The sequence below is a fragment of the Niallia sp. MER 6 genome (assembly GCF_023714395.1).
Taxonomy (GTDB): Bacteria; Bacillota; Bacilli; order Bacillales; family Cytobacillaceae; genus Niallia.
Genome location: NZ_JAMAUK010000007.1, coordinates 103,461 through 119,005, shown reverse-complemented (window position 1 = coordinate 119,005; position 15,545 = coordinate 103,461). Strand labels below are relative to the sequence as shown.

The window sequence follows — 15,545 nt, the reverse complement described above, 5'->3', positions numbered from 1 at the left end:
ATAACTATTAATATGGACAAATTTCCTTTTTTGGACACAATATTATCTTACTATCGGAGGAATTTGTAGAATATAATCGAAAAAAAGCGGGAAACAATGTATAATAAATTATTAGAATAGTAGATTCTAACAAGAGGGAGGATCTGATAAGTAATGGAATGGACTTTAGCCATTTTATTTATTGCTGCAGTGGTGCTGTTATTTGCTTCCACAATCAGAAGCCGTAAAACAGCAAAAGCAGAACAAAGGGAAATCGATATGATTCACCTTTCTGTTACAGAAGAGCTGACACAGCTGCAGACACAAGTTCGCAATCTAGAGCTCGATATAGAGATCATTGAAAAAGAATCTGGCGTTCGATTAGCATTAGCTGATCGCGTTAAATTAAGAGAAGTTTTAGACTTGCACCGTCGCAAATATTCCATTGAAACAATTGCCGGCCAAAAAAAGCTGTCAGTTGAACAAGTGGAAAAAATGCTTGCTCCTTATATTATGGAGAAAGAAGAAAGGAGATCTGTTGTAAATGAAGCCTAGTACCATAAGCAGTTTTGCAGCAGGTTTACTTTTAGCGGCAGCCATTAGCAGTGTTGCCTATTATGTGACTAAGGAAGATACACCAAAAGCAGCAGAACCTGCAACAACTGCTGTGACAGAGGATACAAATACAGAAGCGGTTAAAACACCGACTGTTGAAGAGATGGAAGAACTACTCGCTTCCTCCGGCTATGTTGTACAAACAAAAGAAGAAGCTGAAAAGACAGAAACGCAATGGCAGGAAAAAGTCGATGCTGCTAAAAAATCAGCAAGTGAAGATACAGAGAGCAATGGTGATGTTGTCTATCGCACTAGCATATATGTATCAAACGGGATGACAAGTATTGATGTTGGAAACGCCTTGAAAGATGCTGATATCATTAAAATGAGCGGCTTCGAATTTTCTAAAGAAGTAGAGAAAAAAGGTGTCGAAAAATACTTGAAGCCTGGCTCATATAAAATCGACAGCTCCATGTCTACAAATAAAATTATATCTACTATTTTCCAAAAACAATAAAAGCAAAAAAATCACTTATGCATACAGCATAAGTGATTTTTTTATTGCCATAGGTGGGAAGCCAAACCGTTTTCGTTCCATTCCATAAAATGCTAGGAGGAAGCTTTATTATGGAAGGTGAAAAGATGAAAAGAAATAAAAGGAGCAGGGGATTTTGCCTGCCAGGCGGTTATCGATACTGTGGCCCAGGCTGCAGCGGCCCAGGAGCGCCAATCAACTACGTAGATTCATGCTGTAAAAAACATGATGATTGTGTAGCAAGATACGGCTCAAGCTGCAGATGTGACGAGCTGTTAATTGAATGCGTGCAAAGAAAAACGAATGAAAGAACACACGAAGGAAGCACTGCCAGACTTATCTCTGGCTTCATGAAACTGCGCACTGATTTGAATTGTGCAAAGCCAAGACGGACACAACGCCGAAGATAACGGCGTTGTGTTATTTTTGGATTGGAAAAGAAAACATTTCCTGTAAATGCTGCTTATCCCGGTAAGAGCGATAAGCAACAAGGATTTGGTCATCCATCGAAGCATCCAACTGAAGAATATAGTCACTTTTTTTCTCTAAATAATAATGTATTCCCTCTGCCTCTAAAACATAGAAATGATAAAAATCTCCTAATAAGAATTGAGTGGCTTTTTTTGTATCTTGATGTGTTTCAATATAGTCTGCTAAGCCGATGACAGATATAGTTGCACCTTCTTTGTTTGCAAGCATGCTGTTGCGTACCGTTTCTGCTGTCTGCGTCAATGTATTTTTAGCTTTAGCGAACATAGTTCCTAAAATATTACTCATTGTCTGCCTCCAAAAATAATAGTAGTAAGGATAGTATGCACGCTATAAATTACTGTTATCCTTGCAGCAAGCAGTTTAAAGCGGAAACAAAAAAAAGGGCCTTACATAGCCCTTTTTTAAGAAAAATTAAATGTAAATAAAACGAAAGCAAATGCTGCGACCCAAATAATAGGAATTAAGTTAATAATAATGGCAGTTTTTTTTCGTTTGTTTCTGAATATCCACGAAAGAATCGTACAGACAATAAAGGCAACTGGATACAAGCTGACAATTAAGACAAATAGAATATTATAAAAGCTGAATCCTCCATCAAAGCTCATAAAAGAAAGTCCCCATATCGGCAGCCAAGGTATGAGACATAGTAAATAAATAACTTGTAAAATGACCAAATAAATTTTCATATTTCCCCCTGTGTTTTTATGTCTATTACTCCTCATTATAGGAAGGAGCGCGGTGTTTCACATCATTCAAAAGGCTCGTGTTTCAAACAGCCCTAACATGCCTTAAGACTCTAGTATGATTACGATTTGTTGATAGGCTTGATGGGTGGAACGCACACCTTCTGAGAAGTCTTTTTATTTTTTTCATCTAGTGCAACATACGGCTTGAGCTGCTTTTGTTTTGCGTGCTCGTTTTAGATGGATCAAGATATCCTCTTGAGTGCCTTTTTTTAGAAATGGCCAAAAATTTTAGCAGCTAAAGCTAGCTGTTGGAAGTACTCACTATATGCTGTATCTATCGTAGCTTATAATAATTAGGTAAAATAGTCTATATAATTCCATGAAAAATTGGTATGTTACAGGTAAGTAAGTCCTGTAACATACCAGTATTTGATTATGCGCTCCACAATACTTCTGTTAATTTGCTGTCAAACAGGTTTGTGTCAATATTACAGGTTTCAGCATTTATTCCATACTGCCAGCCGTATGCCAACGATCCTTCAGGTGCGTCGACATCAAAATCAGGTGCTTCTTGTTCTGTGGTGATACCGATGCTTGGCGATGCTGACCAAATAAAGGTATCATCCTTTACTTCTTGTTTATTTTGAGCAGCTTCGTTGAAGGAATCTACTAAATCACTGCCATTGTCAAACACGCCATATATGGCTGGCTCGAAATTAGAAGCAGTTATTTCATCATACCACCCTTCAATAAAGGCAGCATCGACTGGGTAAGTCGGTTCAATATCTGCAAATATTGCTACTCCATCTGGTGTTCCTAATTCATTTGCAAGATCAATCGCTTCCTTTGCTTCATTGACTCCATTATCATATCCTGTTGCATCAGTAAAGCCGTTGTGTATAAGCAAAACGTCTGCATCCTTTTCATGAATTAAGTCGATTTGCTCATTTGTTAAACCAGCAGAAACACCTTCATTGTGGCCCAAATAGCGGGCTACCACTTTAGGATTACCGAAGTTCTCATTCACACAAGCATAGAATTCATCTGTAGATGCACTGGCAGAGTCTATGCCCCAAATATAGGCAGGTTTATCCTTTGAAGAACTTGCATTATTATTAGCTGATTCTTCCTCGCTTCCTGCATTTTCGTTATCGTTATTCTCCTTGCTGTCGTTTTCTGCGTTTGTCTCTTTGCCTGATGTTGTAATACCATTTGTAACTTCGACATTAACTTGAAGCTGAATATTGTTTATCAGATTATTTTCAATGGTTGTTGGCCCAGTACTGTTTACCTCATTGTTGATTGCATTATTTAAAGTACCTGTTAAGCTGCCGTTTAAGAGACTCTCCAGTTTATTTGTCAGTTTCACTTCTGCTTCATCGCTGATAGAGTTAGTTATATTGTTTTTAATATTTGCGTCTTTATTTTCCACTTCATTCTGAATCGAACTCTCAATTTCCGCTTTAGCTTGGCCGCTTACATTGTTTTCAATATTATTAGAAACTGAAAGACTAGAGCTGCTTTCTGCTTCGTTTTGTTGCTCTGACTCAGTTGCAGAGCTATTATTAGCCTTTGTTTCAGAGCTATCAGCCACTGCAGCACTATTAGAATTTTCATATATAAATGCACCGATGCCCATTAACAAAATCAATAAAGCTGAAGCTGTAATGATTAAATATCTTTTCCAATTCATCGTATCACACCTTCCTTTATCCCTCTTAACTACAATATGTTGAATTACAACCATTTGTTCGGGCTTGTCCAGGAAGAAAGTTATCGATTATTCACAAAGCCTCTCGTATAGGATAAAGCGAAAGGGGGAAGCTAAAAAAAATATCTAGTAGGGTGAAAAAAATGCTGTTTTCTATTTTTTTCTTTTTTGCATGGCTAATCACGGCCATCTTTTATCTGCAAAAAAAGGTGATATCAAAAGGGGAAAATATGATTATTTTTCTAATCATGCTTGTTGTCAGCATCCATTGGAATTGGATTATTTACGAGGAGCTTGTTTTAGTGAAAATTGCGGATACAACACAAGCATATACGGCTTTTTTGTTGTTTCGGACGATAATTACACCAGTAGCGGCAATTATTTATATAAACATCATCCTGACAAAAACGACTAGATTAAAAACCATTTTCGTTACATTAGGAGGAGCGATGTGTTTATTCGCTTTTATTTTGTTGGCACTCGCAGGTAATTTGATTGAAACAAAGCAGTGGAATCTAAGTCTTGATTATATTTATTTTGTCCTTTATTTTTGCGGTGCTTTAGTAATTCATTATTTCTACCAGTCCATTATTCAAAAAGAAGGTAAAACGGTATGAAATTAATCGGAACATTTGATATGAATGAAATTGCTTTGCTGATTTTCGTCGGAGTCACATACGCGATTATGGTTATCTTGCCAAAGGTGCTGTCAACAGAACTGACTATATTAAGTATTGTTTGGGGGTTCACAATCGGGGTGGTGTTCGATTTCACCATCGGTGGCGGCCGGCTTGATTATTATAGAGTGAATGATATTAATCATTATGAGCTGTTTGACTTTGTGTACTATATGCTGTTTGTACCGTTCGGTTATTGCTTTAATTACTTCTATGAAGTGCTGCGGATACGGGGTCTATTTAGCATTTTGTATATTGTCGTTTGGGCAGGTATTGGTATTGGAGCACAATTTGTATTTAGCCTGCTGCATATTATCACCTTGCAAAATGGCTATAAACTTGTCCATTCTCTTCCCGTTTTTCTGATTATCCAAACTGTCACCGCATTTATTTATGCTTATATAAAAAAGGAAGAGCAGAAAAGCAAAAGCAAGGAAAATGAATAGGGGGTAGTTTGTTAAACTTTTCGAAGATATCCAATTGGATATCTTTTTTTATAAAAACAATAATTTAAACAGTAAATATGCCGTTAGCAACTGTTCTTTTCTTGTCTAGAAGCCCTTCATCACTAATTTTCACAAAAATTTCAAATAATCATATATTAATATTAGTCGATCGGTAAAAGAAAAGAGTCGTTATAACTATATTACTTATTTTATTATTTGGAAACATGAATGCCTTTTCTTCTGTGCTGATCCATACTCGCTAATTCTAAAAAGGAGATGGTTAGTATGACAAAAATATTTATTGATCCAGGGCATGGCGGATCTGATCCTGGTGCCGTCGGTAATGGGCTGCAGGAAAAGGACTTAACGTTAAAGATTGCTAAAAAGATACAAGCTTTGTTGAAGGACTACGAAGATGTTGAGGTGAAAATGAGCCGCACAACAGACAAATTTTTGAGTCTTGATCAGCGGACAGATGCTGCTAACAGCTGGAATGCTGACTTTTTTCTGTCTGTGCATATCAATGCGGGCGGCGGAACAGGCTATGAAGATTACCGCTACAACACACTTGCAATCTCAAGCAGAACCGGTAAGGTTCATGCAGCCATTCATAATGCAATCATGGATGAACTTGAATCTTATAATGTAGTCGACAGGGGGACAAAAGCATCCGATCTGCATGTATTGAGAGAATCTGATATGGCTGCAATTTTGACAGAAAGCTTATTCATCGACACTCGCAAGGATGCTAACCTTTTAAAGAATGATGACTTCCTTGATGCAGTTGCATTAGGACATGTTAAAGGGCTTGAGCGAGCCTTTAACTTAAAGAAAAAAGCCGCTTCCACAACGTATAAAATTAAAGCAGGAGACACGTTTTGGGATATAGAAGAACGTTTAAATATCAAGCATGGAACATTAAAAAATCTTAATCCTAATGTTAATGCGACTGAACTGAAGGTTGGTCAAAGTATCCGTATTAAATAAAAAAGGAAAACCCTGCTGTTAAGCAGGGTTTCTTAATAAAAAGCAATCACATAGTATGTTATCAACTGGGTATAATATGGGAATACCTAACCCTTTTGAGGTGATTGTTTTTGGTGATGGAACGCTTGATTTTAGCAGGCATACTTATTATCAGCTTTGTGATTGCATGGCGATTCATCCCAGCTGAGAAAGCAAGGGATGCTTTTATTCTTTTTTTGTCTATTCAATTCTTTTCATGGCCGATTGGATTATTTGTCGTAGAAATGAAGTGGATTGAATATCCGGTGCAATTGTTTCCTAATGATAATAATGATTACAGATCAAGTTTATATTTTGAATTCTTCTTGTTTCCAATAACAGCTATTTTGTTTAATTTGTATTATCCATCATCAAGAAGAGTTATTCCTAAGTTGTTCTATTATTTGTTGATTGCCGGCTTTTTTACCTGCATAGAGTTCATACTCGAAAGATTTACAAAGTTGGTGGATTATCATAAATGGCAATGGTATTGGAGTTATTTTAGTGTCATGCTCATATTATATTTGAGCCATAAGTATTACAAATGGTTTAAAAGAGGATTAAGGTGAGACACCATGCATAAAGAATTTTGGATATTAATGGTTATATGGGCTGCTGTACCGATTATTATATTTCTGAACATACGTAATAGCAATAAACGGGTGGCACAAATCACATTCTTGTTTTCCCAGTCCATTGCATGGCTTTATGAATTTGTACAAATAAAAATGCAATTAGTCGCATTTCCGTATCGTGAATTTCCGTACGCGACGAAATTAAGCTTTACCCTTCATTACTTGCTTTTTCCAACGATCGGTATGCTGTTTATCTTGTATTATCCAAAAAAGGGCCGGTATGTAAAAACTCTGTTTTATTTTCTTCTGTTTGGAACGATTGCCCCAACTTACAGTGTTATTGTAGAAAGAACTACTTCTCTTGTCGAGTACCATCATTGGAATTGGGCACTTGGATTTGTATCAAGCATCATCATGCTCTCAATCTTAAAAGTATTTGTATTTTGGTTCGAAAAGGGAATGCTGATGCGAGAAGAATAAGCAGCTATATGAGATAAAAAAGCCATTCAGCACGGAGTGCTGTATGGCTTTTAGTGCTTATGGCCAAAAATTTGTCAATGACAGTCCGTTATAGACCTCGTCCCAAATAGAATCATTATTCGGCTCTTCAATTGGCACCTGAACAGCGCATATTCCCGGATATGGCCAGTACATTTCCTGCATTCCTTTTATTCCGTTTACTGGCAGCATGAGCAGTAAATTGAAATCCCCTTTTACTAATGTTGAGAGGGCAGCATGAAGGGCGAGCGCTTCTTCTTGGGTAGCAAAACCCCATCTCACAAATAAAATTTTCGGGCTGTATTCTAGCTTTTCAAACAGATTAGCAATCCGTTTTTGCAGCTTTTCCTTGTAAGCTGGATACGTTACAGTCCAATCTTGTCCAGGGACGATTGGGAAATCATGCACAGATGTTATATTATATACTGTATCGTAAATGAAATGGGCATTAACTGGTTCTGTTCCGCCTTGTGCTGGCATGACAGCTACTCCATCATCAAGGGAACTGGAGGTTCCTTCTGTAAGTACGAGATTTGGAAAATCCATAAATCCTTGAAAGCGGTTGTTGATTAATCTTGTCACATCAGCAACGGAGTTGGAAACCATCCAATCAAGGGGAAAGGCAAATCTGCGCAAATTATGTCTTCTTAAATTCAAGGAAGGACCACACCAGCTGCCGATTCCGAGCATTAAATCATAAGGGCCTTTTATTTCTTGTAAATTCACCATAATCATTCCTTTGCTCTGGCATTATAGTATATTGAATGATGAGTGACAGGTAATTGCTTGGACAAACGGCATTTTTTTTAACATAGTTGCATGTAATGTTTAGGCTTTTTTAAGATTTCTCCCTTAATATATAAGCATCAAATGACAGGAGGACACGACTTTGACTTTAACGAGCTTTTTATTATATCTAATTGTGGCGGTAATTTTTCTGCATATTCCCGTGCTCGGAAGATATGTTGCTGTTATTCAAACATTAATTCATGAAGTCGGCCATGGGCTTGCGGCGATAATATGTGGCGGAAAGGTACGTAAAATTCATTTATTCGCAAATACTGAAGGACTGGCTTTCACCGAACATGCCAACTGGTTCAGCAGGTTTGTAACAACACTGTCTGGCTATCTATTTGCTTCTGCCTTTTCCTTCTTTTCAATCTGGCTGATAACAATTGGGGCATTTGAGCTCTTGCTGTACATTTATGCAGGTATTTGTTTAACAGCACTTGTATTGTGGATACGCAATTTATATGGTTTCTTGTGGATTATTTGTGCGAGCAGCTTTTTTCTTTGGCTGACCGTTTACGGCAGCATGTTACTGAAAGTACATACATTACAGCTGTTAACATGTATTATTTTTGTACAGTCAATAAAAAGCGCCTTTATTGTGCTTCATTTAAGCTTTAAAAAACCGATGACTGCAGGAGATGCTACAAGTCTTGCCAAGATGACAAAAATCATTCCCGCCTTTATCTGGGGCATTTTATTTTTCGGTCAGGCCCTTTATTTCGGCTATTTAGGTGTAAGTTTTGTCATTCAGTAAAACAGGCTACCGGCCTGTTTTTTTATGTAGTAAAGGGGGAATGTTATAGTAAGAAAAGGGATGGTTGGGAAAGATACGCAAAAGGAAGCTAGACTAAAAGGGGCTGTTTTTAGGTGATTCAAATCATTGGCGTTACTGAAGATAATCGATTGGATCTGAATGTTTCTATCAATGACTTAAATATATCCGCATATAAATGGTATTGGGTCGACTTTAACGGTCCGACAGAAGAGGAAATTACCAAACTGATTGATGTCTTTCATTTTCACCCACTGGCGGTCGAGGACTGTGTCCACCGGCTCCAGCGTCCGAAGCTTGACTATTATGACAATCACGCCTTCTATGTAACACATATTCTTCGCAAAGAAGAGGGTGAACTCATGAAGGAGGAATTAGATTTTTTTGTGGGAGATAATTTTATCGTCACCTTTCATTCTTCACCTGCAATCGAAGTATCTCAAGTGTGGACAATCCTTCTTTCTCACAAGAAAATAGAAAAATGGGACACCTATTATGTGTTTTATCAAATCCTTGATAAAATAGTCGATAACTATTTTCCTCTCCTCTATAGTTTAGAGGATGACTTAGACAAAATAGAAGATAATACCCAGAATAAATCAATGAATGCCTTAATGGAAGAGCTTTTTGATGCAAGATATTCCCTCTTAAACTTACGGCATACTGTCCATCCGATGCGTGATTTGCTGTATCGCATGCTCAACTCCCATCATCTGAAGGGAATCAATGCGAGAAGGGAGTATTTCTCCGATATATATGATCATCTGCTTAAGCTGTCGGAAATGGTTATGTCCAACCGTGAAATCACAGCAGATATTAGAGACAGCTATTTATCTCTTAATTCCCATCAGACGAATAATGTCATGAAAGTGCTGACAATCATCACTTCGATTTTTTCGCCGCTTACTTTTATCGCTGGGATATACGGCATGAATTTTGAACATATGCCTGAGCTGTCTTGGCGCTATGGCTATTTGTTTTCCCTAACTTTTATGATTGTTTTAGGGGTCATCATGATCCTTTGGTTTAAGCGAAAAGGATGGTTCAAATAAAAAACGATGCACTGCATAGATGATGCAGGCATCGTTTTTTATAAACAAATGTTTGCTTCTAGTCTTCTGGTTTTTAAAAAGGATAACTATTTTATGGTAGAATTTCCTTATTATTTGCTAGTATCTTTCAAATACTGGGAGAAGTGCTTTATAATAATAGCAGACAGTAAAGTAAATCGGCCAGGCTTTCTGTTAGCAAATCACTGATTATTAAACATGAATGTCTGTTTTTTTGCACTTCTTGACGGTCATAATTCATTAAACTAAAAGGAGGAATGAAAGCGCTTAAATAAATAAGATGGATGATGGAGGGATTACTATGTATCATTTCGTCACAAATGGTATCTATCGTTTTTGTGAATGGGTGACAAGGCTTGCCTATCTAAATTTATTATGGGCATTCTTTACTGCTGTCGGGTTCATTGTATTTGGAATTGGACCATCAACGGTTGCTATGTATACGGTCACGCGAAAATGGCTGCAAGGGCACACGGATATACCTGTTTATCGCACATTTATGCATGCTTATAAGCGGGAATTCTGGCGCGCCAATAAATTAAGCTGGATTTTATTAACGGTAATGGCTGTTTTTTATGTTGATTTTGTTATATTCGGCTGGATGGGCCAAGAAACATCCGTTTTTGCGTTAATTTTTATGATTCTGCTGCTCATTTTTACCATTGTGTTCTTAATGGTGTTTCCCGTGTACGTACACTATGATATTCCGTTATCAAAAACATTTAAGTATGCAGTTCTAATTGGCTTTTCTAGACCATTTTACACGATTGGAATGTTGGCAGGAGCAGTTGGTGCCATTTTAATCAGTCTGATCCACGTAACGGTGATTATATTTTTCAGTGGAAGCTTATTTGCATTGGTTGTCACTGCTTTTGCTATGAAGGCATTTAGCAGCATGGACAAAGGTACAGCTAAGGAACAAGTCTTGCAGTAAAGGAGATAAGACAATAAAGGAGTACTTTCGTTCTATGAGAAAAACATGGGCATCAATCATCACAATTTATCAAAATACGAAACTGAATGGAAAGCTCTTTATTCGCATCACACTTCTTATGGTCGTTACTCTTGCGCTCGTATTAATTTGTCTCCAATATGCTTTCAGCCTATATGATGAACAAATATATGCAAAATCATCACAGGTATTAATGATGTCATCCAATACCATTGAAGAAGAGCTGGAACGCATCGAGGAGGTAAGCTTTAATATTGCCGTTGATCCGCAAATACAATCAGCTTTGCTGGAGCTGCAGGGAGAGGTTACTGGCTATGATATTTACCGGCTCGAGCAAAAGCTGGAGGAGGAGTTAGCCAATTACGTCGGCTCGGAAAGGTATATCCATTCTATCTATCTTTATGATTCTTCAGGGAGAGAATTCTTAGCGGGCTCAAGCTCTAAACCGCTTGGCGAAAAGGAAAAGCGCATTGCTATGTACAGCGCTGACAGGTATGAAGGCAAAAATTATTGGATGGAAATAGACGGTGTGGATGAATTTTTAACTTCTGTACGCCTGCTGCGCTCGTATGAGAATTTAAACTTTGACAGAATTGGCAAGCTGATGATTCGGGTCAACCTTGATAAAATCGTTGCCGGTCTGCCGCTTACACAAGGAGAGGTCGGCGGTAATATCGTTATCTCTAACAGCAGCCAAGTTTTTTACTCACAAAAGGGTACCCATGACTTAGGTGATTTTGATTTCATCACAAAGAAGGGGCAAGGCTATGGTATTGAGAAAATAAACGGCGAAAGATATTTCGTAAATCATATTGCCACAAATTTTGAGGACTGGACATATTGGAATATCATCCCCTTTCATGCGATGTTTTCCAAAATTACAGCAGTCAAATACTCGATGGTGCTATTATTCACGTTTTTATTTATCCTGCTGATTTCAATTGGTTTTGGATTTTTAAAGAGAATTACCAATCCGATCGAGGAGCTGGCCTCCACCATGCAGGAGGTGCAAAAAGGTAACTTTTTAGCTGTGCAATCACTTAAGGTAGATGAAATGCCAGAGGATGAGGTTGGAACGCTATATCAAAATTTTAAGACAATGGTTCAGCGTATTGATGAATTGATCAAGGAAAATTTCTCTAAACAGCTGTTAGTCAAAGAAACCGAGTTCAAAGCACTGCAAGCACAAATTAATCCGCATTTTCTATACAATACGTTAGAATCGGTCAACTGGCTGGCGAAAACGAATAAGCAGCAGCAAATCTCCAGCATGGTGGAAGCACTTGGCCATCTCATGCGTAATTCTATTAATTTTAATGAAGATATTATTACAGTGGAAAAGGAGCTGGACATTGTCCAAAGCTATTTGACGATTCAAAACTATCGGTTTGCCGATCGGCTTGATTTTCAAATGGATATACCTGCTTCTGTGCTGCACCATCATATCCCGAAACTGACACTTCAGCCGCTTTTAGAAAATTCTTTTCAGCACGCAGTGGAGCCTGCTCTTGATGTCTCTACTATTAAACTATCAGCAGTAGAGACTGAACAATTACTGTATATCCGAGTGGAGGATAACGGACCTGGTATTGATCCAAATACACTACTATACATAAAAAAAGGCATTATTAAACCAAAAGGAACCGGGATTGGCCTAAATAATATTGATCAGCGCATAAAGCTCGGTTTTGGTGAGCAATATGGTTTGGAAATTGAGAATCTCGCTGGAAAAGGCACAGCTGTAACAGTCATTTTACCAATTCAAAGGGGTGGTATCAGATGACCTATAAAGTATTGCTGGCTGATGATGAAAGAATTATCGTGGAAGGAATTTCAAGCGTCATCAACTGGAGCATGCTCCATACAGAGCTTGTGGCTACGGCGCGAAATGGCGTCGATGCGTATGAAAAAATTGTCTTACATCAACCGGATATCGTAATCAGTGATATAAAGATGCCAGGAATGGATGGTATTGCCTTAGCTAAAAAAGTGTATGAAGAGTTTCCTGCTACAAGCTTTATTCTCTTGTCAGGCTTTGGAGAATTTGAATATGCAAGACAGGCAATGCAATATGGTGTCAAAAACTACTTGCTCAAACCTTGCAATGAAGAGAAAATCACTGCTGCCTTGCAAGACATCATTAAGGAATTGGAGGCAAAAAAACAGCAGAATAAAAAATTCCTCCTTCTCGAAGAGAATTTAGAGAAAATTCAGCCATATATGAAGGCACAGCTGTTAACAGAGCTTTTTGCAGGCAAAGAGATTAATCGTGATTTTACGCGGTATGAACACTTATTTGACATAAAAGACAGACATAAGCAAGTCATGCTTGCTCTTTTGGAAGTGGAGGGCGAGGATTCTAATGAATATTTAACCTACCTTGCAGAAATGGCTGCAGAGCTTGTGCCTGAACTTGTGCTGTCAACAGTTATCGGGAAACAGGCCATCATTGTAGTGGAATCAAGGCAGGATGTTATACATCTTGTGACAGACATACAGTCCCAGTTTTCTTCGAAATACAATGTGCAAACAACTGCTGCATTAAGCGAATCTGGCGCTCTCAAAGAAATAAAGAAACTGTATAAGCAAACTTGCGAATTTATCGGACATAAATTCTATATCGGCACAGGCAAGCTGATTACAGCTGCCAATATTACACCTGTTAGAAATCAAACATGTAGCGAACCGTTTTCCTTGGATGAGCAGGAAATAACTTTAAGAATCAAGTCTGGAAACAAAGAGGAGGCACTAGGTGTGCTTGACAGTCTGTTTGCCACTATGGCGAATCAACGGCTTGGCATCCACCGGACAAAATCTCATTGTATTCAGCTTTATAAGGAAATAATTAAAGCCGATAAAGACGAAGAGCTAGACTTGCATACTGGTACAACAGAATTGCTGGCAATGGAGACTGTTCAGCAGATGAAGGATTATCTGAAGGATTGTGCAGCACAGCTGTCGGAAATATATAGTGCGCGGCTTGTGACAAAGCAATCATCTGTAATCAGCAAGGTGATTGATATAATTGAAACCCATTTTTCCAATCCAGATCTATCCTTAAAGCTGGTCGCAAATGAGATGCTGTATATGAACCCTGACTATCTTGGAAAATTATTTAAACAAGAAACAGGGGAGCGCTTTTCTGCTTATTTGACGAAATGGAGAATTGAAAAAGCAATCGCTTATATAACGGAAAATGATGATGTCAAAATGGTGACATTGGCAGATATGATAGGGTTTGGGGATAATCCGCAATATTTCAGCCAAGTGTTTAAAAAGTATACCGGTTATACACCGTCAGATTATCGCAAAGCTCAAAACCTTGTTTGAAAGCGTTTTATTTATATCTGTTTTTTGCACATTCATATCTGTTTTTTCCATTACAGAGAAAGTAAAAATGCATTAAATTAAGGATGTAAGCACTTTCAATAAAGGAGGGCAATATATGAAAAAGCTAGGCCTTATCACTTTAAGTTTTCTTTTACTTTTTTCTTTAGCAGCCTGCAGTTCTAGCGGCAAAGAGACTTCAGGAGGCAAAGATGAAAAAATTACTTTGCGTGTAGCATGGTGGGGCGGACAGCCAAGGCATGATTACACAATGAAGGTAATTGAAATGTATGAGAAGGCGAATCCGAATGTTGAAATTGAAGCAGAGTTCGCCAACTTTGATGATTATTGGAAGAAGCTAGCACCTATGGCAGCTGCCAACCAGCTTCCTGACATTATTCAGATGGATACAGCCTATCTTTCCCAATACGGGGAAAAAGGCCAGCTGGAAGACTTAACAAAATATACGGAGGATGGAAGCATTGATGTGAGCTCGATTGATGAAAATACTTTATCAGGCGGTAAAATCGGCGATAGCATGTACGGTTTTAATTTAGGCTCCAATGTTCTGTCTGTTATTACAAATGATGACATGCTTAAAAGCTCTGGTGTTGACCTGAATGATGAAAATTGGACTTGGGAAGACTTCGTGCAGATGGCAACAGATGTTCAAAAATCAACAGACAAGTACGGTACGAACGGGATGAACCCGGCAGACGTATTTTTCCCTTACTATTTAAGAACACAGGGAGAGCGCTTCTATAACCAAGAAGGCAACGGATTAGCTTATACAGATGACAAGTTATTTGTAGATTACTTTAACTTACAGCTTGAGCTCCTTGCTAATAACGCATTCCCAACACCTGATGTTCAAGCACAGGTTAAAGGACTTGAGGATGACTTTATCGTAAAAGGCAATGCTGCGATGACTTGGAACTGGTCTAACCAATATTTAGGGTTTGCTCAATTGACAGACTCTCCGCTTACTCTTAATCTTCCGCCAGAGCAATCAGCAGAAACAGCTTTATTCTTAAAGCCAAGTATGTATTTCTCTGTTCCAAAAAGCTCTGAGCATAAAAAAGAAGCTGCGAAATTCATTGATTTCTTTGTAAACGATGTTGAGGCAAACAAATTGATTAAAGGCGACAGAGGTGTTCCAGTTTCTTCTAAGGTTATTGAAGCCATCAAGCCTGAATTAACAGAAGAAGAAACGAAAATCTTCGAATATGTGGAAAGAGCTTCACAGAATGCAAGCCAGGCAGATCCTCCTGATCCACTTGGAAGTGCGGAAGTAATGAAAGCATTGAAGGATGTTTCAGAACAAATTCTGTTTAAGAAAATTACACCAGAAGAAGGCGCAAAAACGTTCCGAGCACAAGCTGAAGAAATTTTGGGCAGAAACAAGTAAAACTAGAAAGGAGGAAAGCTTTTCCTCCTTTTAGTTTCTTAAAGGCCCGCAGAGGAGTTGAACGG

At 38.2% G+C, this 15,545-nt stretch carries 18 protein-coding genes; 14 read left to right on the top strand and 4 right to left on the bottom strand.

Annotation, left to right across the window (positions count from 1 at the left end; genetic code table 11):
* Window positions 1-153: 153 nt before the first annotated feature.
* The 3 genes from M3600_RS11695 (at window position 154) to M3600_RS11685 (ending at window position 1,479) form a co-directional block, all read left to right on the top strand.
* Entirely contained in the window at window positions 154-534 is a 381-nt protein-coding gene (locus M3600_RS11695; RefSeq protein ID WP_233313851.1) for a hypothetical protein, read from the top strand.
* Complete coding sequence (locus M3600_RS11690; RefSeq protein ID WP_233313850.1) at window positions 524-1,051, top strand: endolytic transglycosylase MltG; 528 nt, start codon at window positions 524-526, stop codon at window positions 1,049-1,051. The genes M3600_RS11695 and M3600_RS11690 overlap by 11 nt, the downstream gene beginning before the upstream one ends.
* A 110-nt stretch (window positions 1,052-1,161) precedes the next feature.
* A complete protein-coding gene (locus tag M3600_RS11685; protein ID WP_233313849.1) occupies window positions 1,162-1,479 on the top strand; it encodes a phospholipase A2 family protein in 318 nt (105 codons plus the stop codon).
* 10 nt (window positions 1,480-1,489) lie between these two features.
* Here M3600_RS11685 and M3600_RS11680 read toward each other — a convergent pair whose 3' ends face one another.
* The 3 genes from M3600_RS11680 to M3600_RS11670 all read right to left on the bottom strand — a co-directional run bounded on the left by M3600_RS11680 (window position 1,490) and on the right by M3600_RS11670 (window position 3,940).
* Entirely contained in the window at window positions 1,490-1,846 is a 357-nt protein-coding gene (locus M3600_RS11680; RefSeq protein ID WP_233313848.1) for a hypothetical protein, read from the bottom strand.
* 116 nt (window positions 1,847-1,962) lie between these two features.
* Window positions 1,963-2,247, bottom strand: coding sequence for a hypothetical protein (locus M3600_RS11675; protein ID WP_233313847.1), 285 nt, complete (start codon window positions 2,245-2,247; stop codon window positions 1,963-1,965).
* 433 nt (window positions 2,248-2,680) lie between these two features.
* Window positions 2,681-3,940: a glycoside hydrolase domain-containing protein gene (locus M3600_RS11670; RefSeq protein WP_251646077.1), complete on the bottom strand. Its 1,260-nt coding sequence runs from the start codon at window positions 3,938-3,940 to the stop codon at window positions 2,681-2,683.
* A gap of 161 nt (window positions 3,941-4,101) precedes the next feature.
* Here M3600_RS11670 and M3600_RS11665 point away from each other — a divergent pair, with 161 nt between their 5' ends.
* The 5 genes from M3600_RS11665 to M3600_RS11645 all read left to right on the top strand — a co-directional run bounded on the left by M3600_RS11665 (window position 4,102) and on the right by M3600_RS11645 (window position 7,141).
* Entirely contained in the window at window positions 4,102-4,575 is a 474-nt protein-coding gene (locus M3600_RS11665; RefSeq protein WP_233313845.1) for a hypothetical protein, read from the top strand.
* Window positions 4,572-5,081, top strand: coding sequence for a hypothetical protein (locus M3600_RS11660; protein WP_233313844.1), 510 nt, complete (start codon window positions 4,572-4,574; stop codon window positions 5,079-5,081). Before M3600_RS11665 ends, M3600_RS11660 begins: the two co-directional genes overlap by 4 nt.
* A 285-nt stretch (window positions 5,082-5,366) precedes the next feature.
* Window positions 5,367-6,068: an N-acetylmuramoyl-L-alanine amidase gene (locus M3600_RS11655; protein WP_233313843.1), complete on the top strand. Its 702-nt coding sequence runs from the start codon at window positions 5,367-5,369 to the stop codon at window positions 6,066-6,068.
* A gap of 116 nt (window positions 6,069-6,184) precedes the next feature.
* A complete protein-coding gene (locus M3600_RS11650) occupies window positions 6,185-6,655 on the top strand; it encodes a CBO0543 family protein (RefSeq protein WP_282581433.1) in 471 nt (156 codons plus the stop codon).
* Window positions 6,656-6,661: 6 nt separating this feature from the next.
* Entirely contained in the window at window positions 6,662-7,141 is a 480-nt protein-coding gene (locus tag M3600_RS11645) for a CBO0543 family protein (protein WP_251646075.1), read from the top strand.
* 57 nt (window positions 7,142-7,198) lie between these two features.
* On the opposite strand, the gene M3600_RS11640 is transcribed toward M3600_RS11645, so the two are convergent.
* Window positions 7,199-7,888 carry a DUF1796 family putative cysteine peptidase gene (locus M3600_RS11640; protein ID WP_237941431.1) on the bottom strand — a complete coding sequence of 230 codons (690 nt, stop codon included), beginning with the start codon at window positions 7,886-7,888 and terminating at the stop codon, window positions 7,199-7,201.
* Between the two features lie 160 nt (window positions 7,889-8,048).
* Here M3600_RS11640 and M3600_RS11635 point away from each other — a divergent pair, with 160 nt between their 5' ends.
* From M3600_RS11635 to M3600_RS11605, 6 genes are all read left to right on the top strand, one after another.
* On the top strand, window positions 8,049-8,705 hold the full coding sequence (locus M3600_RS11635) for a M50 family metallopeptidase (protein WP_251646073.1): 657 nt from the start codon (window positions 8,049-8,051) through the stop codon (window positions 8,703-8,705).
* A 113-nt stretch (window positions 8,706-8,818) separates the two neighbouring features.
* On the top strand, window positions 8,819-9,775 hold the full coding sequence (corA, locus tag M3600_RS11630; protein ID WP_233313838.1) for a magnesium/cobalt transporter CorA: 957 nt from the start codon (window positions 8,819-8,821) through the stop codon (window positions 9,773-9,775).
* Window positions 9,776-10,094: 319 nt separating this feature from the next.
* Window positions 10,095-10,727 carry a YesL family protein gene (locus M3600_RS11625; RefSeq protein WP_233313837.1) on the top strand — a complete coding sequence of 211 codons (633 nt, stop codon included), beginning with the start codon at window positions 10,095-10,097 and terminating at the stop codon, window positions 10,725-10,727.
* A gap of 34 nt (window positions 10,728-10,761) precedes the next feature.
* Complete coding sequence (locus tag M3600_RS11620) at window positions 10,762-12,528, top strand: sensor histidine kinase (protein WP_251646071.1); 1,767 nt, start codon at window positions 10,762-10,764, stop codon at window positions 12,526-12,528.
* Window positions 12,525-14,075 carry a response regulator gene (locus tag M3600_RS28940; protein ID WP_282581387.1) on the top strand — a complete coding sequence of 517 codons (1,551 nt, stop codon included), beginning with the start codon at window positions 12,525-12,527 and terminating at the stop codon, window positions 14,073-14,075. The genes M3600_RS11620 and M3600_RS28940 overlap by 4 nt, the downstream gene beginning before the upstream one ends.
* Window positions 14,076-14,190: 115 nt before the next feature.
* Window positions 14,191-15,480: an ABC transporter substrate-binding protein gene (locus tag M3600_RS11605; RefSeq protein ID WP_233313835.1), complete on the top strand. Its 1,290-nt coding sequence runs from the start codon at window positions 14,191-14,193 to the stop codon at window positions 15,478-15,480.
* Window positions 15,481-15,545: the final 65 nt, after the last annotated feature.

Coding starts and splice junctions, on each gene's coding strand:
- M3600_RS11695 (WP_233313851.1), top strand. CDS start 154: ATGGAATGGACTTTAGCCATTTTATTTATTGCTGCAGTGGTGCTGTTA.
- M3600_RS11690 (WP_233313850.1), top strand. CDS start 524: ATGAAGCCTAGTACCATAAGCAGTTTTGCAGCAGGTTTACTTTTAGCG.
- M3600_RS11685 (WP_233313849.1), top strand. CDS start 1,162: ATGGAAGGTGAAAAGATGAAAAGAAATAAAAGGAGCAGGGGATTTTGC.
- M3600_RS11680 (WP_233313848.1), bottom strand. CDS start 1,846: ATGAGTAATATTTTAGGAACTATGTTCGCTAAAGCTAAAAATACATTG.
- M3600_RS11675 (WP_233313847.1), bottom strand. CDS start 2,247: ATGAAAATTTATTTGGTCATTTTACAAGTTATTTATTTACTATGTCTC.
- M3600_RS11670 (WP_251646077.1), bottom strand. CDS start 3,940: ATGAATTGGAAAAGATATTTAATCATTACAGCTTCAGCTTTATTGATT.
- M3600_RS11665 (WP_233313845.1), top strand. CDS start 4,102: ATGCTGTTTTCTATTTTTTTCTTTTTTGCATGGCTAATCACGGCCATC.
- M3600_RS11660 (WP_233313844.1), top strand. CDS start 4,572: ATGAAATTAATCGGAACATTTGATATGAATGAAATTGCTTTGCTGATT.
- M3600_RS11655 (WP_233313843.1), top strand. CDS start 5,367: ATGACAAAAATATTTATTGATCCAGGGCATGGCGGATCTGATCCTGGT.
- M3600_RS11650 (WP_282581433.1), top strand. CDS start 6,185: ATGGAACGCTTGATTTTAGCAGGCATACTTATTATCAGCTTTGTGATT.
- M3600_RS11645 (WP_251646075.1), top strand. CDS start 6,662: ATGCATAAAGAATTTTGGATATTAATGGTTATATGGGCTGCTGTACCG.
- M3600_RS11640 (WP_237941431.1), bottom strand. CDS start 7,888: ATGGTGAATTTACAAGAAATAAAAGGCCCTTATGATTTAATGCTCGGA.
- M3600_RS11625 (WP_233313837.1), top strand. CDS start 10,095: ATGTATCATTTCGTCACAAATGGTATCTATCGTTTTTGTGAATGGGTG.
- M3600_RS11620 (WP_251646071.1), top strand. CDS start 10,762: ATGAGAAAAACATGGGCATCAATCATCACAATTTATCAAAATACGAAA.
- M3600_RS28940 (WP_282581387.1), top strand. CDS start 12,525: ATGACCTATAAAGTATTGCTGGCTGATGATGAAAGAATTATCGTGGAA.
- M3600_RS11605 (WP_233313835.1), top strand. CDS start 14,191: ATGAAAAAGCTAGGCCTTATCACTTTAAGTTTTCTTTTACTTTTTTCT.